The organism is Crossiella sp. CA-258035, from assembly GCF_030064675.1.
In the GTDB taxonomy this organism is placed as follows: Bacteria; Actinomycetota; Actinomycetes; order Mycobacteriales; family Pseudonocardiaceae; genus Crossiella.
Genome location: NZ_CP116413.1, coordinates 6,827,090 through 6,848,642, shown reverse-complemented (window position 1 = coordinate 6,848,642; position 21,553 = coordinate 6,827,090). Strand labels below are relative to the sequence as shown.

The window sequence follows — 21,553 nt, the reverse complement described above, 5'->3', positions numbered from 1 at the left end:
TCAGTCCAGCGGCACCTGGTACTGGATGAACCCCTTGTTGAGCGCCACCTGGTCGTAGAGCCGCCGCGCGGTCGCGTTCGTCTCCTGGGTGTGCCAGTAGACCCGCGCGCACTCCCGTGCCCGCGCCCAGTCCACCACCGCCTCGATCAGCGCCCGCGCCACCCCGCGGCCACGCGCCTCGGGGGAGGTGAACAGGTCCTGGAGGTAGCAGACATCCGCTGACGAGGTGCTCGGGTGCACCAGGAAGTGCGTGATGCCGACCAGTCGGCCGTCGATCCGCGCGCCCAGCGCGTGCATCCTGGTGTCCTCGCGGAACTCCCGCCAGGCCCGGTCGTAGCTCTCCTGTGGCATCACCCGCCGGTAGAACTCGGTGTAGCCGCGGAACAACTCCTGCCAGGCGTCGCGCTCCTGCTCGCCAAGCGGCCCGACCTCAACCATCCCCAGCTCCTCTGCTCGCGGTCCGGTCAGCCGATCACGCTCGCCGATACTTGAGCAATCGCTTAAGAACTGCTTTCATATTGAGCGAACGCTCAAACTGGGGAGGAAAACCATGAGACGGCTGCTCCTGACCGTGCTCGTAGGCGCGACGCTGACCGGCTGCGCCCAGTCCGCCGAGCCGCCGCCCGCCGGTGCCGTGGCGGTCGCGCCCACCACGACCACGACCGCACCACCTGTCACCACCATGAAGTCGGCGGCCGAGACCGAACGCGTGTTCCGCGAGGCGGTGTTCCAGGCGGTGCTGCCCGTCGGCACGCTGAGGAGCGCGGATGTCGAGATGCAGGAGGAGCCGATCGAGTCTGGACCGGTGATCAGTTGCTGGGCCCGGCTGCGCACCCCGCACCTGGTCGGCTACCTGCGGCGCTGGGAGTCGGCGCCCAGCCTGGTGACCAGCACCGCGCACCTCTACCCGAGCCGGCGGGCCGAGGAGCTGATCACCGAACTGCGGGAGCAGACCACCCAGCACTGCCCGGAGTGGCAGGACGAGGAGGAGGGCGCCTTCAAGATGATGGGTGAGCAGCGGATCCCGGTGACTAGCAAGGTCGACGGCGTGTTCGCGTTCTGCGCGAGCAACAAGAAGGCGAACACGCCGGACACCCTGTACTGCTTCGCCTACCTCGCTCGCAACGGCCCCGGCACGACCATGCTCAGCACGGTAGGCGTCACCGTGCCGATGGTGAAGGTGAAGGGCAGCAAGGACCACGGCGCGCTCGCCAAGATCATGCTGCGAGGGCTGGCGCACACCGCCGACACGCTGCTCGCTCGGCTCACCCTGCCGTGAGCCGGTCGACCTCGGCATAGCCGGGCACCGCCGGGATCGGGCCGCCGTCGCGCACCGCGGCCGCCGTGTCCACCACCGTCCGCAGCGCCGCGCGGAACAGCAGGGACCCGGTGCTCACCCGGCGCACCCCGAGCTCGCCCAGCTCAGCCAGGCTGTGCCGCCCTGGCACGAACAACAGGTTCACCGGGGCCCCGGCCTCGCCGACCAGCCGCTGGATGTCCGTGGTCTCGGTGAGTCCGGGCACGAACACCCCGTCCGCGCCCGCCGCGACGTAGCGGCGCACCCGCCGCAGGGTCTCCGCGAGGTCGCCCTGGCCGAGCCAGTAGGTGTCGGTGCGCGCGTTGAGGAACAGACCTGGTGCCGCCACCCGCACCGCGCTGATCAACTCGGCCTGCTGTCCGGGATCAGCCAGGCCAGCATAGCGCCCGTCCTCGAGGTTGATGCCCGCTATCCCCAGCCCGGCCAGTTCCGCGGCCAGCCCGCCGACCTCGGCCGGGTCCGCGCTGAACCCGGCTTCGATGTCCACCGTCACCGGGCAGGGCAGCCGGGTCAGCAACCGGGCCAGGGCAAGGGTTTCCGCGCGGGCGGCGCCCTGGGCGTCCGGCAGTCCGGCGGCGACCGCGACGCCGAGGCTGGTGGTGCCGATCGCGGCGAAACCGGCCCCGGCCAGCATCGCGGCGGAGCCGAAGTCCCAGGCGTTGGGCAGCAGCAACGGTTCCGGGCCCGCGTGCAGGGCGTGGAAGTCGGTGGTCATGGGCAGTCCTCTCCGAGTTGGCCCGCCACCAGGGCGAGCGCGTGGGCGCGGCCGGGACAGGCGTGCGGGCCCGCGCCGAAGGCCAGGTCGCCGCGGAGCTCGAGCAGCAGCTCCACGCCGTCCTGGCCGATCCGCCTGGTGTGCGGGACCGGTGGGGCCAGCCGGAGCGCGGTCTCGACCGAGCCGTGTGTCCGGACGGCCGCGCGCAGGGCTGCGGTCGCGGCGGAAGCCTGCACCAGCAGGCAGATCCGGGCCGCGGTGCGTTCGTCGGCGGTCCCGCCGCAGCACTCGACCAGCTCCGCCACCGCGCGATCGGCCTCCGGGGTCGACTCCGCCGCGGTGTGCGGGTGATAAGCCCTGGCCACGGCCGCGACGGCGGCGGCGCGCACCCCGGTCAGCCCCATGGCCTCAGCCAGCACCAGCACCGGATCGGCGGCCGGATTTGCCGCTGCCGAGCGGAACAACCCCATCGTGTGTACGTGTGCCAGCTCGGCACATGCTAAGGAGCGCCGCCGCGCATGCGCCGAACCGTCGCTGAACCGGGCCACGGAAGCCCGTAACCAGGCCATATCCGCCTCGGAACCGGGTTCACCTGGTCGAGGGTGGCGGTGCCAAGTTGGCACAAAATAGCGTGGGTCCATCAGCACAGCCCGCACCACAGCGGGCTCCGTGACCACAGTGGACTCGCCGTCGATCGGAGGCATGACACGAAAACTAGACGCGGTTCGTTTCGGTCGCGGCCGAAACATCCGGCCGCACAATGAGGACATGACCTCGACCGAGCTGGCCGCCTTCGCCGCCCTGCTCGCCGACCCGACCAGGGCCGCGATCTGCCTGGCCCTGCTGGACGGCCGGGCCTGGACCGCCGGGGAGCTGGCCGCGCACGCCAAGGTCGCCCCCTCCACCGCCACCGAACACCTCAACCGTCTCCTGTCCGGCGGCCTGCTGACCGAACGCCGGCAGGGCAGGCACCGGTACGTGCAGCTCGCCGACGCCCGTACCGCCGAACTCCTGGAAGGTCTCGTTGCCCACCTCACCCCTGCCCCGCGGCGCCCGGCCGGCCTGCGGGCCAGCACCGCCGCGGCCGCCCTGGCCCGCGGCCGCACCTGCTACGACCACCTGGCCGGCCGGCTCGGCGTGGCGATTACCGACGCCATGACCACCGCCGGGCTGCTCAGCTCGGCCGACGGTCTCGGCCTCACCGCCGAGGGCCGGACCTGGCTCACCAACCAGCTGGGCGCCGACCTGTCCACGCCGACCGGACGGCCGCTGGTCCGGGCCTGCCTGGACTGGACCGAACGCCGCACCCACCTCGCCGGTGCGGCCGGAGCCCAAGTGTGCCAACGGTTTCGCGACCGTGGCTGGCTCAAGACAGTCGGCACCGGCCGCGCGGTCCGCCTGACCCCGGCAGGTGAACGCGCCGTGTCCGACCTGCTGGGCCTGGATCCGGCTCAGCTGGCCTGACCGCGCACCACCCGCCGCTCGGCGGGCGGATGGCCGAGGAAGTGCGGCATCGCGAACTCGTAGCCGTACGAACCGGCCATCGGGAACACCACCAGATCACCCGCGCGCACCCGCGACACCTGGAAGTCCCGTGCCAGCGTGTCCTCCGGCGTGCACAGCTCACCCACCACGGTCACCGGCACGTCCACCGCTTCCGGCCGCGGCCAGTCCACCGGCCAGGTGTCCACCGGGAGCACCGCGAACGGATGCCGGATGTCCCAGGAGGTGGGCAGCTGGAAGTGGTTGATGCCACCGCGCAGCACGGCGAACCAGGTGCCGTAGGCGTGTTTGACGTCGACCACCTCGGCCGCGTACCACCCGGCGTCGGTGACACACCACCGGCCCGGCTCGAAGATCACGTCCACCCCGGAAGGAGGCGCCATCGCGCCCAGCAGCTCACACAACTCCATAGTGTCGAACTCGGGACCGCCCTCGAAGGGCACCCCGATCCCGCCACCCACCCCGACGGCGCGCAGCTCAACACCGTGCTCGGCCGCCGTCGCCGCGCTCCACTCCAGGCACCACCGGACATAGGCGGCGTGGGCCGCCGCGTCCATGTTCTGACAGACGGCATGGACGTGGAAACCCACGACGTCCAGGTTCGGCAGCGCGGCAGCGGCGGCCAGGGCCGCGGGGACCTCGTCCTCCGGGAGGCCGAAGACCGTGGCGGCGCCGCCCATGGTCAGCGAACCGGCCACCTCGACCTGTTTCGGGTTGACCCGGATGGTCACCGCGACCCGTCGCCCGGCCAGCCCGGCTGCCTGGTTCAGCCGGGCCAGCTCCAACCGGCTCTCCACGTTGACCACGCCGATGTTGTTGTGCAGCAGTCTGTTCAACGTCGGCATGGTCTTCCCGGGGCCGGAGGAGACGAGCAGCGCCGTCGGGGACACCTCCCGCGCCAGGTCGGCTTCGGCGGCCGAGGACACCTCGAAGCCGTCCAGGTGCGGGGCCATCGCGGCCAGCAGCGGCCGATAGGTGTTGGCCTTGACCGCGTAACAGATCTTGGCCCAGCCGGGCAGCGCGGCCCGCAGCGCGCGGACCCGCTCGGCGGCCACCGCGGGGTCGTAGACGTAGCCGCTCACCGGCGCCAGTGGATTACCGGCGCGGGCGAGCAGGTCGGCCCGGATGTGTGGCGGGACGGCCGTCGCGGCGAGCGCGGGTCGGCCTCCGGCGGAAAGCGGCAGGTCCACGGAAGAAAATCCTAGACCGAGTTCGATCTAGGACCGATTCGTTCCTACTTGGCCCCTAGCTTGGTTCTCAGCGGCGCGGACCAGCGCCGGTGACCAGGGAGATGACGATGACGGTTCCGTTCCCCGCCAAGAGCTTTCAGCCCGAGGGCTACCACACCGTGACGCCGTGGATCATCGGCCAGCACACCGCGGAGCTGATCGACTGGCTGGCCGAGGTGTTCGGCGCGGTCGAGCTGGGCCGGGTGCAGGACGAGGAGACCGGCGCGATCGGGCACGCCGAGGTGCGCATCGGCGACTCCGTGGTGATGCTCTTCGACTCCCGGCCGCACTGGCCGGCGACCCCGGCGCACCTGCGGCTCTACCTCGAGGACTCCGACGCCGCGCACGCCAGGGCGGTGGCCGCGGGCGCGGAGTCGGTCACCGAGATGACCTATCTGTTCTTCGGCGACAAGGTGGGCCGGGTCCGGGACCCGTTCGGCAACCTGTGGTGGCTGCACACCCGGATCGAGGACCTGCCGGAGGAGGAGGTGTACCGGCGGATGCAGCTGCCGGAGTTCGTCGAGGCGATGGCGTACGTTTCCGGGGCGGACCTGGTCACGCCGACGGCGCGATGACCTCGGCGAGCGGGTTGCGCACGGTGCGGTGGACGACGTCGAAGTTCTCGTCCTTCTCCGCGCGGTCGTGGAACCCGCCGCCGGTGAGCTGCTCGCGGTTGAGGCTGACCCGGTCGAACTCCGGTGCGGTGAAGCCGTACTCCTCGTGCTGGGCGGCCAGTTCCGGGAACCGGGCGCGGTAGGCGAGCAGCTCGGCCCGCACCATCGTCCAGAACTCGTCCTCGCCGACCCCGAGGTGGCGGTCCAGGATCGGGGTGAGGAAACGGAAGTGGCCGGTGAACATGGCGGAGAGGACGGAGTGCGCCAGCTGGTCCGGCCGCCACCGGAGCAGCACCGCCTTGGCCGCCTGGGCGAGGTCGGCGTAGCCGGGCAGGTCCTCGGTGCGCAGCTTCACGTCCTCGGCGAAGTCCTTCAGCATGATCCGCCGCGGCAGCTCGTCCGGGCCGTAGACCACCAGGGTGTTCTCGCCGTGCGGGCAGAAGGCGATCCCGTTGCCGTGCAAGGCGTGCAGCAGTCCGGGCAGCACCGCGCGCAGGAACGCGGCCAGCCAGGTCCGCGGGTCGGCGCCGGAGCGTGCGACCAGCTCGGCGACCAGGGCGCGGCCGTCGGAGCCGGTGAGCAGCAGGGTGGCCAGGGAGCGGGCGCGTTCGCCCTCGGCCAGGTAGCCGGTCGCGGGTTCGCGCCAGATCGCGCCGAGCAGCTCGTGGTAGCGGTACGGGGCGTCCGGCACGGCGGCGAAACCGGGGTGGCGCACGGCGACCGAGGCGACCTCGCCGAGCAGGTCCATCCGGCCGGCCAGGTACGGGTCGCGGTGCGGCAGCCGGTGCAGCCAGCGGGTGATCTCGGGGGCCTGGGCGGCGGACTCCGCGGGCAGGCCGCGCCAGACCAGGGTGTTGCGGATCAGCAGCGCCAGCTTGACGTTGCGCTTGCCCGGGTGGTCGACGTTGACCAGGGTGCGGACCGAGGCCAGCGCGCGGTAGTGGTCAGGGGCCTCGCCCAGCTCGACCACGCTGCCCTCGGCGAGCTGCTGGGCGAACAGCGGGCGCACCGCGTTCTCCAGGTGGAACGGGTGCACCGGCAGCCACACGTAGTCCGCCGCGTCGGCGGGCTGGGCCTGCTCCTGGCGGGCGCGGTCCAGGCGGGCGGCGAACTCGGCGCGGGTCTCTGGATCCAGTTCCTCGGCGATCAGGGTGTCCGCGGTCACGCCGGGCACCGCGGCGAAGGTGGCCAGGTCCCGGTGCACGGCCAGCCAGGGCAGGCGGAAGGTCTGGCGGTGCTCGGGCGCGTAGCGGCGGGCGTCGGCGGCGGAGAAGCCGAGGCGGCCCTTGTTGAGCACGATGCAGGGGTGGCCGGGCTGCCAGGACTCCAGCTCGGCGTAGGGCAGGTCGGCCAGGCCCGCGGCGGTGGGCAGGGTGGCCAGCAGCTGGGTGTCGGCGGTCCAGGTGGCGGTGAGGTCGCGCAGCGCCTCGGCCGTGGTCGGGCCGTCCAGGCCGAGGGCGGCGCGGGCGTCGGTGAGGAAGAGCAGCGGGTCCTCGGCCGGGGTGCCGCGATCGGGGTGGTGCGGGCCGCTGCTCGCCAGGCGGCGCACCGAGTCCTCCTCGACCCGCCATGCGCCGAAGGCGCCGCGGGTGGCGGCGAAGGTGTAGCTCGCGGTGGGGAAGTCGAGGCGGTAGTGGTCGGCCTCGGGCGCCGGGGTGAGCAGCTCCTCGTAGCAGAACTCGGCGATCGCCTTGGCCACCAACGCCTTTCCCGCTGCCCGCCAGGCGGTCATGCCACGGCTCCCGGCACCGCGAGCGGGTTGGGCACCGGCACGTATACCGACTGGAGCTCCAGCGGGCCGACCAGCTCGTCCATGCCGTGCGCCTGGGTGAGCAGGTTTCCCTTGCAGGGCAAGGTCGGCGAGTCCAGCAGCAGGGCGGCCAGCCGGAGGTCCTCGCCGTGTTCGGCGTACAGGCGCGCCAGCGTGCGGCGTGCGGTGGCCAGCAGGTCGCGTTCGTCGGCCAGGCCGGCCGAGCCGAGGGCGCCGATCATGCCGAGCACGTTGTTGATGCCGACGTAGTAGCCCAGGCGTTCGTCGATCAGCTCGTCAGGGCAGTGGGTGCCGAGGTCCTTGCCCACGTCCGGCAACCACCGGTACAGCCGCTGGCTGCGGGTCTGGGAGTAGTAGTAGCCCTGGTTGTCCCGGTAGCGGCCGCCGACCGGCCAGCCGTGTTCGTCCAGCACCAGCAGGGTGTTCTGCTGGTGGGCCTCCAGGCCGAGGCCGTGGCTGGCGTAGAGCCAGAGCACCGGGACGATCAGCGCTTCCAGGTACCGGTCGAACCACTCGCCCGCGATCTCCTCGACCGGGCGGCCGGTGCGCCCGGCCAGCTCGTGCACCAGGGTGGCCAGCTGGGAGCGGCCGGTGGGCTGGTCGGGGCGTTCGGCGATCAGCCCGGCGACCACGCCCACCCGGTCGGTGTCGCGGAACGGGCTGTCCCGGACCACCACCTCCAGGCCGCTCTCAGCGGGTTCACCGGGGGCGTTGACGGCCTGCCAGGCCGGGTCGCGGACGATGCCGAAGCCGGGGTGCGCGGCGGTGATCACCTCGGCCAGACCCGCTTCCAGCAGGCGGTGCACCTGAAGGCCGCGGGCCAGTTCCGGGCGCAGGTTCTCCCGCTTGGAGTTGGTGATCCGGATGCCCAGGGAGAACTTGAGCATCACCGGGGAGTCGTGGCGGAACAGGGTGCGCACCGAGGAGGTCGGCGTCCAGTGCGGGCCGAGCGGGCCGAGGTCGTGCAGCAGGCCGGCCTCGAGCAGGGCGCGGATGCCGGGGCGGGTGCGGATCTCCTTGGCCTGCCAGGGATGCGCGGGCACCGCGACGGTGCCGGGCGGCAGCCGCAGCTCGGGGCCGGCGAGCTCGGCGAACAGCTCGTGCGCCGGGCGGCCCAGCGCGGAGTCCTCGGCCACCACCGAGGGGTCGGCGGCGAAGTAGTGCAGCGGGAAGCTGCCGCGGAGCTCGGGGGAGTAGGCGTCGGCCTCCGCCGGGCTCAGGCCCTCCCGGCTCTTCGGCGTGGGGTGCAGCGGGTGACCGAGCACGGCGGCCTGTTCGGCGCGCAGGAACGGGTTCGGCTCGGCGTCCTCGGCGATGCCGGCGCGCACCGCGAGGTGGCGGGCGACCCGGTTGCGCGAGTCGACCACCCGGCCGACGAACCCGGCGTTGTCCACCGCGGTGTCCGGGCGGCGGGCGGCCGCCTCGAAGGAGAGCAGCGCGGCCAGCGTGGTGGCGTCCAGCCTGGCGCCGGTGTGCAGGCGGACCGGGCCGAAACGGTGCCAGCCGACCGCGGAGGTGTAGTCCAGCGGGACCAGCACGCTGACCCCGAGGCTGGGCAGCGCCAGCGTCAGCTCCTCGCCCTCGATCTCCACCGGGAACTCCCGCAACCAGCAGCGCACCAGGTTCTGCACCGCGACCGCGTCGGCACTGCGCTCCGGCTCCGCCATTCGCCTCTCCTCCGTCGTGATCCGGTTCGGAGCTTAGACGGGCGAGGTCGCGTTCAGCAGGTGTCGCGGATCATGAAAGCGGCACGTTTGCCGGGCAGGTCCAGCTCACCGCGCCTGGTGAAACCGGCGCGCTCGAACACCCGGATGGAGGCCAGGTTGCGCACGTCCGGCTCGGCCACGATCCGGCGGACCCGCCGGTCCTGGGCGAACTGCCAGTCGGTGACCGCGCGCAGCAGCGGCGCGCCGAGTCCTCGGCCGCGGGCTGAGCCGGGGCCGATGAGCAGGTGCAGGCCGACGTCGCCGGGCTGGGCGGGGTAGTGCTCGGCCAGGCCCTCGCGGTGCGGGTCGTAGAGCTCCCAGTAGCTCATCGGGACCTCGTCCAGCAGGCCGAGGCTGGGCGCGCACCAGCCGTTGCCGGCCTGGGCGCGCAGGTAGGCGGCGATCTCCGGGCGGGGTTTGGCCAGCTCCCAGAACCGGGCCACCTCGGGGTCGTTCATCCAGGCGTGCAGCAGGCCGAGGTCGGCGTCCGGGTCGAGGCGGCGCAGGGTGAACCGGCCGCAGTCCAGGTCCCGGGCCTGGTCGGCCGGGTCCAGCAGCACGACTACTGGTCGTCTTCCTTCTTGTCCTTCTGCTGCGCCGCGCGGCGCTGTTCCTCGACCCGCTCGCGCAGGCTGCGCAGGAACGCCTCGTCGTCATCCGGGTTCTGCGCGACGTGCCGTCCCGGCCGGTTGTACTCGGGGAATCGGTTGGCCACCCTCGGGCTCGCGCCCCTGGCGCCGCCGTCGTTGCTGAGCAGGCCCTGCGGGCGGCCCAGCACCAGCCACACGATCGAGCCGACGGTGGGGATGATGATCACGATCAGCAGCCACAGCATCTTCGGGAGGTGGTTGGTCTCGCCATCGGGCGTGCGGATCACGTCGATGATGCAGAAGATCCACAGGGCCAGCAGCAGCAGCCCGAACACGCCTACGAACGGCATTCCGCTCGTCCTTCCCCTATGACACCCGGTTGGAGCAGTGCCAGTATCGCACGATCGGGGACGGCGGAGCGTTCGTTCCGCCGTCCCCGATCGACTCAGCCGAAGGCGACGAAGTTGCGGGTGTCGGACAGGATCGCGGCCAGGTCGGCCAGGAACCGCGATCCCTGCTCGCCGTCGACCAGCCGGTGGTCGAAGGACAGCGACAGCGTGGTGACCTGCCGGATCGCCAGCTCGTCGTTGTGCACCCAGGGCTGCTTGCGGATCGCGCCGAGGCACAGGATCGCGGCCTCGCCGGGGTTGATGATCGGCGTGCCGGTGTCCACCCCGAACACCCCGATGTTGGTGATGGTGATGGTGCCGCCGGTCAGGTCGGCAGGCGGGGTCTTGCCGTCCTTGGCGGTCAGGGTCAGCTCGCCGAGGGCCTTGGCCAGCTCGATCAGGCTGAGCCGGTCCGCGTCCTTGATGTTGGGCACCATCAGGCCGCGCGGGGTGGCCGCGGCGATGCCCAGGTTGACGTAGCGGGGGAGCACGATCTCCTGGTTCGCCTCGTCCCAGCGCGAGTTGAGCGAGGGGTTGCGGCGCAGCGCGAGCAGCAGCGCCTTGGCGATCAGCGCCAGCGGGGTGAGCTTGACCCCGGCGAAGGCGGAGCTGGTCTTCAGCTCGGCGAGCAGCTCCATGGTCGGGGTCACGTCGACGGTGATGAACTCGGTGACGTGCGGCGCGGTGAACGCGCTGGCGACCATGGCCTCGGCGGTGAGCTTGCGGACCCCGCGCACCGGGACGCGGTCCTCGCGGGCGGCCGGGTCGAAGGCGGGCTGGGCGGGCGCGGCGGTGGCGGCAGGCGCGACAGGGACGCCCGGGGCAGCAGCGGGTGCGGCAGTGGCGGGTGCGGGGGCGGCCTGCGCGGAGACGCCGTTGCCGTTGGCGGACAACAGGTCCTGGCGGGTGATGGTGCCCTGCGGGCCGGTGCCGACCACGGTGGCCAGGTCGATGTCGAGGTCCTTGGCCAGCTTGCGCACCGGGGGCTTGGCCGCGGGACGGGAGCTGCGCGCGGCGAGCGAGCCCGGGGTGGCGGTGCTCGCAGCCGGGGCGACCGGGGCCGCGGGGGTGCTCGCCGGGCGAGCCGGGGTGTCCTTGCGGGGGCGGCGGCGGTTGCTGGTCGTGGTCTTCGCGCCATAGCCGACCAGCACGCTCTCCCGCTCGGCCGGAGCCGGAGCCGCGGCGGGCTCGGGCTCGGCCGGGGCCGAACCCTCGCCGCCGCAGTCGATGGTGATGAACGGCGAGCCCACCTCCATCGTGCTGCCCGGCTGGTGGTGCAGCTCGACCACGGTGCCCGCGTACGGCGAGGGCATCTCCACCGCGGCCTTGGCGGTCTCCACCTCGGCGATGATCTGGTTGAGCGCCACCGTCTCGCCGGGGCCCACGTGCCAGGTGATCAGCTCGGCCTCGGTGAGGCCCTCCCCCAGGTCGGGGAGGTTGAACTGCTTGAGGTCGGCCACTTCCGCTCCAGAAGACTCGGGTGAGGGGATCAGTACGCGAGCACGCGGTCGGTGGCGTGCAGCAGGCGGTCGAGGTCGGGCAGGTGGTGCTCCTCGAGCTTGCTGGCCGGGTAGGGCAGGTGGAACCCGCCGACCCGCAGCACCGGGGCCTCCAGGTGGTAGAAGCAGCGCTCGGTGATCCGCGCCGCGATCTCCGCGCCCATGCCCATGAACACCGCGGCCTCGTGCGTGACCACCAGGCGGCCGGTGCGCAGCACGGACTGCTCCAGGGTGTCGAAGTCCAGCGGGGACAGCGTGCGCAGGTCCACCACCTCGATCGACACGCCCTCCTCCGCCGCCGCTTCGGCCGCGGCCAGCGCGGTGCCGACCACCGGGCCGTAGGCGGCCACCGTCAGGTCGGTGCCGCTGCGCGCGATCCGGGCCTGGTGCAGCGGTTCCCGCGCGGTCAGCGCGCGGTCCAGGTCGACCTCGCCCTTGTGCTGGTAGAGCCGCTTGGGCTCGAAGAACAGCACCGGGTCGTCGCTGGCGATGGCCTGCTGGAGCATGCCGTAGGCGTCGTCGGCGTCGGCGCAGGAGACCACGCGCAGGCCCGCGGTGTGCGCGAAGTAGGCCTCCGGGGACTCCGAGTGGTGCTCGACCGCGCCGATCCCGCCGCCGAAGGGCACCCGGATGGTCAGCGGCATCTTCACGTTGCCCCGTGACCGGTAGTGCAGCTTGGCCACCTGGGAGACGATCTGGTCGAAGGCGGGGTAGATGAACCCGTCGAACTGGATCTCGCAGACCGGCCGGTAGCCGCGGAAGGCCAGGCCGACCGCGGTGCCGATGATGCCGGACTCGGCCAGCGGGGTGTCCATCACCCGGTCCTCGCCGAAGTCCTTCTGCAGGCCGTCGGTGATCCGGAAGACCCCGCCGAGCTTGCCGATGTCCTCACCCATCAGCACGACCTTGGGGTCGTCCTCCATCGCCTTGCGCAGCCCCGCGTTGAGGGCCTTGGCCATGGACATCCTGGTGGTCGCCATCGGTCAGTTGCTCCCTTCGAACCCGTCGAGGTAGGCCGCGTACTGGGCGCGTTCCTCCGCGACGAGGGGGTGCGCTTCGGCGTAGACGTTGTCGAACATGGTCAGCGGCGCCGGGTCGGGCAGGGCCAGGCAGCCCGCGCGCAGCTCGGCGGCCACCGCGTCGGCCTTGGCCCGCACGCTGTCCAGGTAGTCCTCATCGGCCAGGCCCTCGCGCTGGAGCAGGGCCAGCATCCGGCTGAGCGGGTCGCGCTCGCGCCACTCCTCCAGCTCGCCGGTGGGGCGGTAGCGGGTGGGGTCGTCGGCGGTGGTGTGCGGGCCCATCCGGTAGGTGACCGCCTCGATCAGCGCCGGGCCGCTGCCCTCGCGGGCCCGCTGGAGCGCCCACCTGGTCACCGCGAGCACGGCCAGCACGTCGTTGCCGTCGACCTGGATGCCCGGCATGCCGTAGCCGGCCGCGCGCTGGTAGATCGGCACCTGCGCCTGCAGGCCGACCGGCTCGGAGATGGCCCAGTGGTTGTTCTGGCAGAAGAACACCGCGGGCGCCTGGTAGGTGGCGGCGAAGCCGAGCGCCTCGGCGATGTCGCCCTGGCTGGTCGCGCCGTCGCCGAAGTAGGCGATCGCGGCCGCCTCGGCGCCGTCCCGCTTGAGGCCCAGCGCGTAGCCGGTGGCGTGCAGGCCCTGGGCGCCGATGATGATCGCCGGGATGGCCATGTTGATGTCGTAGGGGTCCCAGCAGCTCAGGCTGGTGCCGCGCCACATGCCGAACACGTCGGCCGGGTCCACGCCGCGGCAGTAGGCCACGCCGTGCTCGCGGTAGCTGGGGAAGACGAAGTCGTCGGCGGCCAGCGCGCGGCCGGAGCCGATCTGCGCGGCCTCCTGGCCGAGCATCGGCGCCCACAGGCCGAGCTGGCCCTGGCGCTGCAGCGCGGTGCCCTCGGCGTCGATCCGCCGCACGACCACCAGGTCCTCGTACAGCCCGCGCAGGGCGGCGCCGTCCAGATCGGCGATCAACCCCTCGTACACGGGGTGCGGCCGTCGCTCACCTGTCGGGGTGAGCAACTGGACCATCTGGTCCGTGGTGACGGTCACCGCGCGCTCCTCTCCTCGGCTCCACTGCCAAGTAGTGTGGCCCATCTCAGCGAAACATGGCCGTTGGCTCAATAGTTGGCGGAAATCTTTTACCAATGGCACAGTCACGTGGCGCCGGTCACGCCTGCTGAACCGGTACTGATCCGTCCTGCGGAGGGGCCAAGTGACCACATCGTCGTCTTCGACGTCCTTCGACAAACTCGACTTGGCGGTGCTCCGCCTGGTCATGGAGCAGCCTAGAGCGGGCGTGCGGGAGTACGCGCGCCTGCTCGGTGTGGCGCGGGCGACGGTGCAGTCCAGGCTGGACCGGATGGTCAAGGACGGGGTCATCGACGGCTACGCGCCCAGGCTGGCCCCGGCCGCGATGGGCTTCCCGGTGCTGGCGTTCGTGCACGTGGACGTGGCGCAGGAGCGGTTCGCCGAGGTGCCGCGCAGCCTGGCGGCGATCCCGGAGCTGATCGAGGCGCACTCCATCGCGGGGGAGGGCGACATCCTGTGCCGGGTGGTGGCCAGGGACAACCGGCACCTGGAGGCGGTGATCGAGCGGATGATCAACACGCCGGGGGTGGTCCGGACCCGGACCGAGGTCGCGCTCAACGACCGGGTGGCGCACCGGGTGTTGCCGCTGGTCGGGGTGCTGGAGCAGCAGGTGGGCCGGTTCACCGGGTGAGACACGGGAGCCCGCCGCGGTCGGACGGGCCGGTGCGACGGGCTCAGGTGGTGACGCGGGTGCTTGGTGCGTCGGTGCTGGTGTCTAGTCCAGATCGAGCGTGAACTCCGCGGCGCAGGCCGCGGTGCACGGCCAGACCTGGTTGCAGGCGCTGCACCGGTTGTCGGCGCAGAAGTGGCAGCTCAGCGTTTGCACCGCCGCCTGTCGGTAGGTGTCCAGCAACGTTGACCAGGCATCTGCTTCGGTCGCCATTGACGATCACAGCCTTCCCCACTGTGGTGATCCCTCTGCGTCACAGGATCGCACGTTGTGACTTGGGTCTCAACGGAATGAGGCCAACAAACGGGTGATGCTCCCTCAATTTTCTTAACAGTTTGTAACTGAGCGTGGGCAGTTGAACCCTCGTCCGTGCCAAACCCTGACGGTAGATGGCAGTGAATGGGTCGTACCGTGCGGCTTCCGCTACCGAAGGAGCCGCATGTCGTACCCCTCCGTGATCGAACTTCGTCAGTACACCCTCCATCCGGGGCGTGTCGGCGACCTCATCGAGCTGTTCGACCGCGAGTTCGTGGACACGCAGGAGGAGGTCGGCATCCGGGTGCTCGGCCAGTTCCGGACGCCGGCGGACGCCGACCGGTTCGTGTGGCTGCGCGGGTTCGCCGACATGGCCGCCAGGCAGGCCGGGCTGACCGCCTTCTACGGGGGACCGGTCTGGGCCGAGCACCGGGCCGCGGCCAACGCCACCATGGTCGACTCCGACGACGTGCTGCTGCTCCGCCCCGAGACCGGCGAGCTGCCGCGCGGGCCGTGGGCCTAGCCGGGGGTGTACCTGGCCACGCTGTGCTTCCTGGACCGCCCGGTCGACGAGGACTTCCGCGGGTTCCACCGTGCGGAACTCGCGCCGATGCTCACCGCGACCGGCGGCCCAGCACTGGCCTCCTTCAGCACCGAGTACGCGGCCAACAACTTCCCCCGGCTGCCGGTGCGCGAGGGCGAGCACGCCTTCCTCTGGCTGAGCCGGTTCGCCTCTGCCGAGGAGCTGGCCGCGCACCAGGCGGAGCGCGCGGGGACGACGGCCTGGCGCGCGCTGACCGAGCGGCTGATCGCGGAGCCGACCGCGCTGCCGCTGCTGCCCACCGCGGGCTCGGCGCTCCAGTAGTCGGCCGGGAACTCCGCGCGCCGTCCGCGCGTTGTGCTGGCGTGCAGGGGGTATGGCTGGCGCTGGTCGGGACGCCCGACACACTGCTGCTGACCACGATCGCGGTCGTGGCGCTGCTGGCCGCCCTGCTCACCAGCCAGCTCCTCGCCCAGGTCCGGCGCACCCTGCTGCCCCAGGGCCAGCCCTGGACCCCGGACCTGCTCGGCCGCCTCGCGCACAACCGCTACCTGCGACTCGGTGACCCGGACGCACCGGGCCGTCCCCGTCCACGAGCCCCCGGCGTGACCCGCGCCTTCGCCTGAATCCCTTACCGCACAAGCGAAACCGGGTCACCCATGTCCATCTTCGACGCGCCGGTGCACGGCGCGTACCTCGTGGTGTCCGCACTCGGCGGACCCCTGCACACCGTCGGCGCGATCATCGCCTTCACCCTGGCCGTCCGCGCCCTGCTGCTGCCGCTCAGCCTCGCCGCGCTGCGCGGTGAGCGGCGGCGCACGGCCTGGCTGACGCGGCTGCGCGAGATCCAGGATCAGCACAAGAACAGCCCGAAACGGCTGGAACGCGAAATGGCCAAGGCACAGGCCGAGGGCGGCTCGCTGTTCGCCGGGATGCTGCCCACCCTGGCCCAGGCGCCGTTCTTCTTCGTGCTGTACCGGCTGTTCCTCTCCGACACCGTCGCCGGGCAACCCAACGGCCTGCTCCAGCACGAGCTCTTCGGCGCGCCACTGGGCGAGCGGGTGGCCTGGCTGCTCGGCGCGCACCCACTGGTCGCCATCGGACTGCTCCTGCTGCTGGCCGCCACCGCCCACTGGTCAGGACGACTCGCCGTGCGCGCCGGCACCACCAGCGTGCTGGCCCGCCTGCTGCCCTACGCGCTGGTGGTGTTCAGCCTGTTCCTGCCGCTGGCCACCGCGATCTACCTGCTCACCACCACCGCCTGGACCCTCGCCCTGCGTGCGGTCTACGACGCGGTGGCGCCCAAGGAGGTCGTCGTCCGCGGCTGAGCGGGCAGCACGTGCACGCCGGTGCGGTCGGTGCTCAGGCACAGCGAGCAGATCACGCCACCGGCCGCGCTGGCGAGCACGTCCGGCCGCTCGAAGTCCTGGCGGCACACCACGCAGTCGTAGCGGGTGCCGCTGGGGTTGCCGTCGGCGTCCAGCACCGGCTCCGCGATCCCGTCGTCGGTGCGGCGCAGGTAGAAGCGGCCGCGGGTGAGCACCGCGGTCAGCGGGGTGAGCACCAGCGCGATCAGCACCGCCGCGGGCGGCGAGTACGGCTGCAACGCCGCGCCGAGCAGGCCGAAGTACATCGCGATGGAGATGCCGGAGGAGGCCAGGAACGACACCACGCCAACGGGGTTGACCGCGTAGAGCATGCCGCGCCGGAACTCCGGCACCTTGGGCGAGAGACCGAGCAGGTGCTTGTTGACCATGATGTCGGCAGCCACCGTGACCACCCAGGCGATGGCGCAGTTGGAGTAGAAGCTGAGCAGCCCGTTGAGGAAGCTGAACATGTCGGCCTCCATCAGCGCCAGCGCGATGCCCAGGTTCACCACCACGAACACCAGCCGCCCCGGGTAGCGCCGGGTCACCCTGGTGACGGAGTTGGTCCAGGCCAGCGAACCCGAGTAGGCGTTGGTGACGTTGATCTTCACCTGGCTCAGCACCACCAGCAGCAGTGCCAGCGGCACCACCAGCCAGCCCGGCATCAGCTGCCGGAAGGCCGAGGTGAACTGCTCGATCGGCTCCACCGCCCTGGTCAGCCCCACACTGTCCACAATGTACACAGCGAGGAAGACGCCGATCGTCTGCTTCAACGCGCCGAAGACCACCCAGCCCGGCCCGGCCAGCACCACCGAGGCCCACCAGGACCGCCGGTTGGCCGCGGTCCGCGGCGGCATGAACCGCAGGTAGTCGATCTGCTCGCCGATCTGCGCCATCAGCGACAGGCACACCCCCGCGCCGAGCATCACCGCCGCCGCGCTCAGCTGCCCGGTGCCCTTGCCGGGGTGGTCCAGGAACCGTTGCACCGACGAGGGATCGGCCAGCACCAGGTAGACCAGCGGCAGCACGATCAGCACCAGCCACAGCGGGTTCGTCCAGGTCTGCAACCGCGCCAGCGTGCGCATCCCGTAGACCACCAGCGGAATGATCACCAGCGTGGACACCAGATATCCCAGCCACAGCGGCAACCCGAGCCCGTACCGCAGGCCCTGCGCCATGATCGAGCCTTCGAGGGCGAAGAAGATGAACGTGAAGCTGGCGAAGATCACGCTGGTCAGCACCGAGCCGTAGTAGCCGAACCCGGAACCCCTGGTGATCAGGTCGAGGTCCAGGTTGTACCGCGCCGCGTAGTAGGCCAGCGGAAAACCGGTCACGTGCGCGGGCTGTGCCGCCAAGCGCTCGACAACGCGCTGCGCACCGCGGTACTCGCCTATGCCGCTCGCGCGGGCGTGCCGATTAGACCGCTGCTGGAGGCGATCGACTCCCAGGGCACCACCAAGGATCGGCTGAAGATAGCCATCAGGGTGTTGCCGGGTGCGGGATCCCCGCACGTGGTAGAGCTGGCCAGGCAGGAGTGCGACCACTACCTCGGCAACTGGAACGGCGGGGCGCACGGTAACTCCACGGCCGATCCGGTGACCGAGGACGAGATCGCCGCCGCTCGCCGAGCGTGTGAGCGGTTGGTGGGTCGGCGATGAACCCAGCGACTGCGACCCAGCGGCGGGTGGAGGCGCTGGAGCTGCGGATCCGGTTGGAGCGGGTCGCGGTCACCGCGTTCGACCACGTCTGCCAGCCCGGCACCCCTGGCCGGAACTCGGTGATCGGCAAGCGGCTGGCGTTCGTGCTCGGCTGCGTGCCCGAAGCCAGGCGGATCGAGGCGGTCGGACTGGTCCGGCTCGGCCGTCACGTCTACGCCAAGACCAGCGACGTGCTGCACGGCCGGGCGAGCGCGGTCAACCTGCCGCAGGTGGTCGTGGACGAGTGGCGGGCCGTGGTCGAACGGCTGGAAGCGCTGGTCGCCGCGCGCGGCTGAGCGACGACGGAGGCGCCCGTTTCCCTCGCGGGAAAACGGGCGCCTGCGGTCAGCGGGTGCCGCGGACCGCGTCCAGGATGGTGGTGTAGGTGGCCTCCGGGCGGGAGACGCTCACCGCGTGCGAGGCGTTGACCTCGGTGGTGTGGGAGTGGGCGCGGGCGGCCATGGCGCGCTGGGAGTCGGCCGGGATGGCGTTGTCCTGCTTGGCGATGAGGTACCAGCTGGGGATCTGCTGCCAGGCGGCGGCGGTGGCCTTGGCGGACAGGGCGCTCGCGTCGACCGGGCGCTGGCCGGCGGCCAGTTGCGCGGTGGTGCGGCGGGGCAGGTCGGCGGCGAAGACCTCGTGGAAGCGGTCCGGCTTGAGGTAGACGTCGTGGCCGATGGTCGTGGTGGTGTCCGGGCCGAGCTTGCCGCCCGCGGAGAGCTCCAGCGCGGACTCGCCGACGGCGGGGGCGAAGGCGGCGATGTAGACCAGGGCCTTGACGTCCTTCTCGCCCGCGGCCGCGTGGGAGATCAGCGCGCCGCCGTAGGAGTGGCCGACCAGGATGACCGGGCCGGAGACGCTGTTGACCACCTGGCGGACGGCTTCGGAGTCCGGGGCCAGGCCGCGCAGTGGGTTGGCCACCGCGAGCACCGGGAAGCCGTGGCGCTGCAGGCGCTGGGTGACCTCGGCCCAGCTGCTCGCGTCGGCGAAGGCGCCGTGCACCAGCACGATGGTGGGCTTCGGGCCGCGCAGGTCGCTGTCCTCAGCGCCGACGGCGGCCGGGGCGAGGGTGGCGAACAGGGCGGCGACGCCGAGGACAGCGGTGGCGATCCGGGTGCGGAGTGCGAAACGGCGGGACATGGCTTCCTCCGGGGGACTGGCGAGCCTTCGGGAAAGAACGTTCGTTCTGTCTGGCGAGACAGTAGGCAGAGGGCCGCCGCGGTGTCAACACCTGGCTTGGCCGTCCATCGGGTGGACGGGGGTTCGGCCAGGCGGGGTGGGTTTTTCCGGGTGTTGCCACAGAATGGCCACATCGCCGCAGCTCAGGGCGTTGAGGGCGGTAAGTCCGGTGGCGGGATCCGGCCATTGTCGCCAATGCGCTCTACCGAGCCCGGTGTGGCCCGGATTACGTTCCGACCCGGTTACCCTGCGGAAAGGACCTGACGTGAAACGGTTTCCCCTGCGGCGCACGGCGTTGGCCCTCGCCCTTGGCGTCGGAGCGGCCGTCATCGCCCCGGCGTTCGCCGTCGGCGCGCCCGCCCCCACGCCGAGCCCGGCTCCGGTGGAGATCGCGGGCAAGAAGCCGGCCCAGCCGGTTCCGGTGGCCAAGCAGGCCGGGCTGCGCGCCTACTTCGTGATCACCGAGCCGAGCCAGGTCGCGGCGGGCAAGACCGCGGTCACGAACAACGGCGGCACCGTCTACGCCTCCTACGACGCCATCGGCGTCATCGTGGCGCACTCCACCGACACCGAGTTCGCGGCCAAGGTCCGTGCGGTGCAGGGCATCCAGAAGGTCGGCGCGACCCGCACCTCCGACGTGCCCGCGGCCGCGGCCAACCCGGCGATCCCGCCCTCGCCCAGTCAGACCACCCCGACCGCGGCCGAGACCAACCGCGTGGACATGACCCAGATCGGCGCGGACAAGGCCTGGGACGTCAACCCCGGCTCCGCCTCGGTCACCGTCGGCGTGCTGGACACCGGCGTCGACGACCAGCACTACGACCTCAAGCCGAACTTCGACGCGGGCAAGTCCGCCTCCTGCGCCTACGGCAAGCTGGACACCCGCGAGGGTTCCTGGCGCCCGGTCGGCGACCACGGCACGCACGTGGCCGGCACCATCGCCGCGGCCCGCAACGGCAAGGGCATGGTCGGCGTCGCGCCCGGGGTGAAGATCTCCTCCGTGCGCGTGGCCGAGGCCGGCACCCAACTGTTCTTCCCGGAGAACACCGTGTGCGCCTTCGTCTTCGCCGGTGACAAGGGCATCCAGGTCACCAACAACAGCTACTACACCGACCCGTGGCTGTTCGCCTGCCCCACCGACAGCGACCAGAGCGCGATCCTGGAAGGCGTCAAGCGGGCGGTCGCCTACGCCGAGGGCAAGAACGTGCTCAACGTGGCCGCGGCCGGCAACGAGAACTACAACCTGGCCAAGAAGACCACCGACACCACCAGCCCCAACGATTCCACCCCGGTGAACCGCACCATCACCGACGCCTGCCAGAGCCTGCCCACCGAGTTGCCCGGCGTGGTCGTGGTGTCCTCGGTGAACAGCAGCAACGTGAAGTCCTCGTTCTCCAACTACGGCACGGACAAGGTGCACCTGGCCGCGCCCGGCGACAACGTGTACTCCACCGTGCTCGGCGGCCAGTACGGCTCCAAGTCCGGCACCTCGATGGCCTCCCCGCACGTCGCGGGTGTGGCCGCGCTGCTGGCCAGCGTCAACCCCGGCGCCTCCACCACCGACCTGCGGGCCAAGCTGGCCGCCCAGGCCAACGACATCGCCTGCCCGTCCGGGGAGAACCGCTGCACCGGCACCACCGCGAAGAACTCCTTCTACGGTGAGGGCCTGGTCGACGCCAAGGAGTCCGTGGAGACCGGCACCCCCAGCCCGGTCTCGGTGACCAGCCCCGGCGACCAGACCGGCAAGGTCGGCCAGGCGGCCTCCGTGCAGGTCAAGGCCACCGACGCCGGTGGCAAGTCGCTGACCTACGCCGCGAGCGGCCTGCCCGCCGGGCTGACCATCAACGCCACCAGCGGCCTGATCTCCGGCACGCCGACCACCGCGGGCACCAGCAGCGTCACGGTGACGGTGACCAACGCCGACGGCAAGACCGGCACCGCCAAGTTCAGCTGGACCATCACCACCGACGGCGGTGGCGGCACGGTCACGGTGACCAAGCCTGGCGACCAGTGGGGCTTCGTCAACTGGGCGATCAGCCCGTTGCAGGTCAACGGTTCCAGCACCGCGGGCGGCTCGCTGACCTACACCGCCGCCGGGCTGCCGCCGGGCCTGAGCATCAGCTCCGCCGGCCGGATCACCGGCACGCCGACCAAGGCCGGCACCTACACGGTGACCGTCACCGGCACTGACGCGGGCGGGGCCAAGGGCACCACCAGCTTCGGCTGGCGGGTCTACGGCTTCTGACCGGCACCACGCTGAACCGGGCCGGTCGCCCGCTCCCTGCCGGGGCGGGCGACCGGCCCGGTTTCGACTGCGGGCCTTCGGCCCGGTGTCGATCTGTGACCGCCCCGTTCGTCGGTGGGGTGCGGTTGACTGGCCGCACCACCACCTCGGGAGATGA

The 21,553-nt window shown here is 71.7% G+C and carries 25 protein-coding genes; 11 read left to right on the top strand and 14 right to left on the bottom strand.

Translation table 11 applies throughout. The annotated features are described in order from the left end of the window. Entirely contained in the window at positions 1–438 is a 438-nt protein-coding gene (locus tag N8J89_RS30800; RefSeq protein WP_283660501.1) for a GNAT family N-acetyltransferase, read from the bottom strand. A gap of 112 nt (positions 439–550) precedes the next feature. Between N8J89_RS30800 and N8J89_RS30795 the strand changes: the two genes are divergently transcribed. Beyond that, entirely contained in the window at positions 551–1,279 is a 729-nt protein-coding gene (locus N8J89_RS30795) for a hypothetical protein (RefSeq protein ID WP_283660500.1), read from the top strand. Here the strand turns inward: N8J89_RS30795 and N8J89_RS30790 are convergent. Together N8J89_RS30790 and N8J89_RS30785 are read right to left on the bottom strand one after the other, a co-directional pair. Beyond that, a complete protein-coding gene (locus N8J89_RS30790) occupies positions 1,266–2,033 on the bottom strand; it encodes an isocitrate lyase/PEP mutase family protein (protein WP_283660499.1) in 768 nt (255 codons plus the stop codon). The genes N8J89_RS30795 and N8J89_RS30790 overlap by 14 nt on opposite strands. Continuing rightward, positions 2,030–2,503 (bottom strand): hypothetical protein, encoded by a 474-nt coding sequence (locus tag N8J89_RS30785; RefSeq protein WP_283660498.1) that lies wholly within the window; start codon positions 2,501–2,503, stop codon positions 2,030–2,032. The genes N8J89_RS30790 and N8J89_RS30785 overlap by 4 nt, the downstream gene beginning before the upstream one ends. A gap of 298 nt (positions 2,504–2,801) precedes the next feature. On the opposite strand from N8J89_RS30785, the gene N8J89_RS30780 reads away from it, so the two are divergent. Continuing rightward, positions 2,802–3,497: an ArsR/SmtB family transcription factor gene (locus N8J89_RS30780; RefSeq protein WP_283660497.1), complete on the top strand. Its 696-nt coding sequence runs from the start codon at positions 2,802–2,804 to the stop codon at positions 3,495–3,497. On the opposite strand, the gene N8J89_RS30775 is transcribed toward N8J89_RS30780, so the two are convergent. Beyond that, positions 3,485–4,726 (bottom strand): alanine racemase, encoded by a 1,242-nt coding sequence (locus tag N8J89_RS30775; RefSeq protein WP_283660496.1) that lies wholly within the window; start codon positions 4,724–4,726, stop codon positions 3,485–3,487. The genes N8J89_RS30780 and N8J89_RS30775 overlap by 13 nt on opposite strands. A gap of 107 nt (positions 4,727–4,833) precedes the next feature. Here N8J89_RS30775 and N8J89_RS30770 point away from each other — a divergent pair, with 107 nt between their 5' ends. Beyond that, entirely contained in the window at positions 4,834–5,340 is a 507-nt protein-coding gene (locus N8J89_RS30770; protein WP_283660495.1) for a VOC family protein, read from the top strand. Here N8J89_RS30770 and N8J89_RS30765 read toward each other — a convergent pair. The 7 genes from N8J89_RS30765 to pdhA form a co-directional block, all read right to left on the bottom strand. Next, positions 5,321–7,111, bottom strand: a complete 1,791-nt coding sequence (locus N8J89_RS30765; RefSeq protein ID WP_283660494.1) for an IucA/IucC family protein — start codon at positions 7,109–7,111, stop codon at positions 5,321–5,323. The genes N8J89_RS30770 and N8J89_RS30765 overlap by 20 nt on opposite strands. Beyond that, on the bottom strand, positions 7,108–8,817 hold the full coding sequence (locus N8J89_RS30760) for an IucA/IucC family protein (protein ID WP_283660493.1): 1,710 nt from the start codon (positions 8,815–8,817) through the stop codon (positions 7,108–7,110). Before N8J89_RS30760 ends, N8J89_RS30765 begins: the two co-directional genes overlap by 4 nt. Positions 8,818–8,870: 53 nt before the next feature. Next, entirely contained in the window at positions 8,871–9,416 is a 546-nt protein-coding gene (locus N8J89_RS30755; protein ID WP_283660492.1) for a GNAT family N-acetyltransferase, read from the bottom strand. Between the two features lie 2 nt (positions 9,417–9,418). Further along, entirely contained in the window at positions 9,419–9,796 is a 378-nt protein-coding gene (locus N8J89_RS30750) for a PLD nuclease N-terminal domain-containing protein (RefSeq protein ID WP_283660491.1), read from the bottom strand. A gap of 95 nt (positions 9,797–9,891) precedes the next feature. Further along, positions 9,892–11,295 (bottom strand): dihydrolipoamide acetyltransferase family protein, encoded by a 1,404-nt coding sequence (locus N8J89_RS30745; protein WP_283660490.1) that lies wholly within the window; start codon positions 11,293–11,295, stop codon positions 9,892–9,894. Between the two features lie 29 nt (positions 11,296–11,324). Continuing rightward, positions 11,325–12,314 (bottom strand): alpha-ketoacid dehydrogenase subunit beta, encoded by a 990-nt coding sequence (locus tag N8J89_RS30740; RefSeq protein ID WP_252479547.1) that lies wholly within the window; start codon positions 12,312–12,314, stop codon positions 11,325–11,327. Between the two features lie 3 nt (positions 12,315–12,317). Continuing rightward, positions 12,318–13,403 carry a pyruvate dehydrogenase (acetyl-transferring) E1 component subunit alpha gene (gene pdhA / locus N8J89_RS30735; protein WP_283660489.1) on the bottom strand — a complete coding sequence of 362 codons (1,086 nt, stop codon included), beginning with the start codon at positions 13,401–13,403 and terminating at the stop codon, positions 12,318–12,320. 205 nt (positions 13,404–13,608) lie between these two features. Here pdhA and N8J89_RS30730 point away from each other — a divergent pair, with 205 nt between their 5' ends. Next, the gene (locus tag N8J89_RS30730) at positions 13,609–14,073 is read left to right on the top strand and encodes an Lrp/AsnC family transcriptional regulator (RefSeq protein ID WP_283660488.1); all 465 of its coding nucleotides are present in this window, start codon (positions 13,609–13,611) and stop codon (positions 14,071–14,073) included. 84 nt (positions 14,074–14,157) lie between these two features. Here N8J89_RS30730 and N8J89_RS30725 read toward each other — a convergent pair whose 3' ends face one another. Continuing rightward, positions 14,158–14,325 (bottom strand): hypothetical protein, encoded by a 168-nt coding sequence (locus N8J89_RS30725; RefSeq protein ID WP_283660487.1) that lies wholly within the window; start codon positions 14,323–14,325, stop codon positions 14,158–14,160. A 226-nt stretch (positions 14,326–14,551) separates the two neighbouring features. On the opposite strand from N8J89_RS30725, the gene N8J89_RS30720 reads away from it, so the two are divergent. Genes N8J89_RS30720 through yidC form a run of 4 tightly spaced genes read left to right on the top strand, consistent with a single transcriptional unit; the run spans position 14,552 to position 16,236 of the window. Next, positions 14,552–14,890, top strand: coding sequence for an NIPSNAP family protein (locus tag N8J89_RS30720; RefSeq protein ID WP_283660486.1), 339 nt, complete (start codon positions 14,552–14,554; stop codon positions 14,888–14,890). Positions 14,891–14,896: 6 nt separating this feature from the next. Next, on the top strand, positions 14,897–15,232 hold the full coding sequence (locus N8J89_RS30715) for a hypothetical protein (protein ID WP_283660485.1): 336 nt from the start codon (positions 14,897–14,899) through the stop codon (positions 15,230–15,232). 41 nt (positions 15,233–15,273) lie between these two features. Next, complete coding sequence (locus N8J89_RS30710) at positions 15,274–15,534, top strand: DUF6412 domain-containing protein (protein WP_283660484.1); 261 nt, start codon at positions 15,274–15,276, stop codon at positions 15,532–15,534. A 33-nt stretch (positions 15,535–15,567) separates the two neighbouring features. Continuing rightward, positions 15,568–16,236: a membrane protein insertase YidC gene (gene yidC / locus N8J89_RS30705; protein WP_283660483.1), complete on the top strand. Its 669-nt coding sequence runs from the start codon at positions 15,568–15,570 to the stop codon at positions 16,234–16,236. Here yidC and N8J89_RS30700 read toward each other — a convergent pair. Further along, a complete protein-coding gene (locus N8J89_RS30700) occupies positions 16,194–17,609 on the bottom strand; it encodes a purine-cytosine permease family protein (RefSeq protein WP_283660482.1) in 1,416 nt (471 codons plus the stop codon). The two genes, yidC and N8J89_RS30700, sit on opposite strands and share 43 nt — an antisense overlap. Between N8J89_RS30700 and N8J89_RS30695 the strand changes: the two genes are divergently transcribed. Both N8J89_RS30695 and N8J89_RS30690 read left to right on the top strand, forming a co-directional pair. Next, positions 17,610–17,933: a hypothetical protein gene (locus tag N8J89_RS30695; RefSeq protein WP_283660481.1), complete on the top strand. Its 324-nt coding sequence runs from the start codon at positions 17,610–17,612 to the stop codon at positions 17,931–17,933. Further along, a complete protein-coding gene (locus N8J89_RS30690; RefSeq protein WP_283660480.1) occupies positions 17,930–18,268 on the top strand; it encodes a hypothetical protein in 339 nt (112 codons plus the stop codon). Before N8J89_RS30695 ends, N8J89_RS30690 begins: the two co-directional genes overlap by 4 nt. Before the next feature lie 49 nt (positions 18,269–18,317). Here N8J89_RS30690 and N8J89_RS30685 read toward each other — a convergent pair whose 3' ends face one another. Beyond that, positions 18,318–19,112 (bottom strand): alpha/beta fold hydrolase, encoded by a 795-nt coding sequence (locus tag N8J89_RS30685; protein WP_502868350.1) that lies wholly within the window; start codon positions 19,110–19,112, stop codon positions 18,318–18,320. 304 nt (positions 19,113–19,416) lie between these two features. On the opposite strand from N8J89_RS30685, the gene N8J89_RS30680 reads away from it, so the two are divergent. Continuing rightward, complete coding sequence (locus N8J89_RS30680; RefSeq protein ID WP_283660479.1) at positions 19,417–21,396, top strand: S8 family serine peptidase; 1,980 nt, start codon at positions 19,417–19,419, stop codon at positions 21,394–21,396. Positions 21,397–21,553 lie beyond the last annotated feature (157 nt).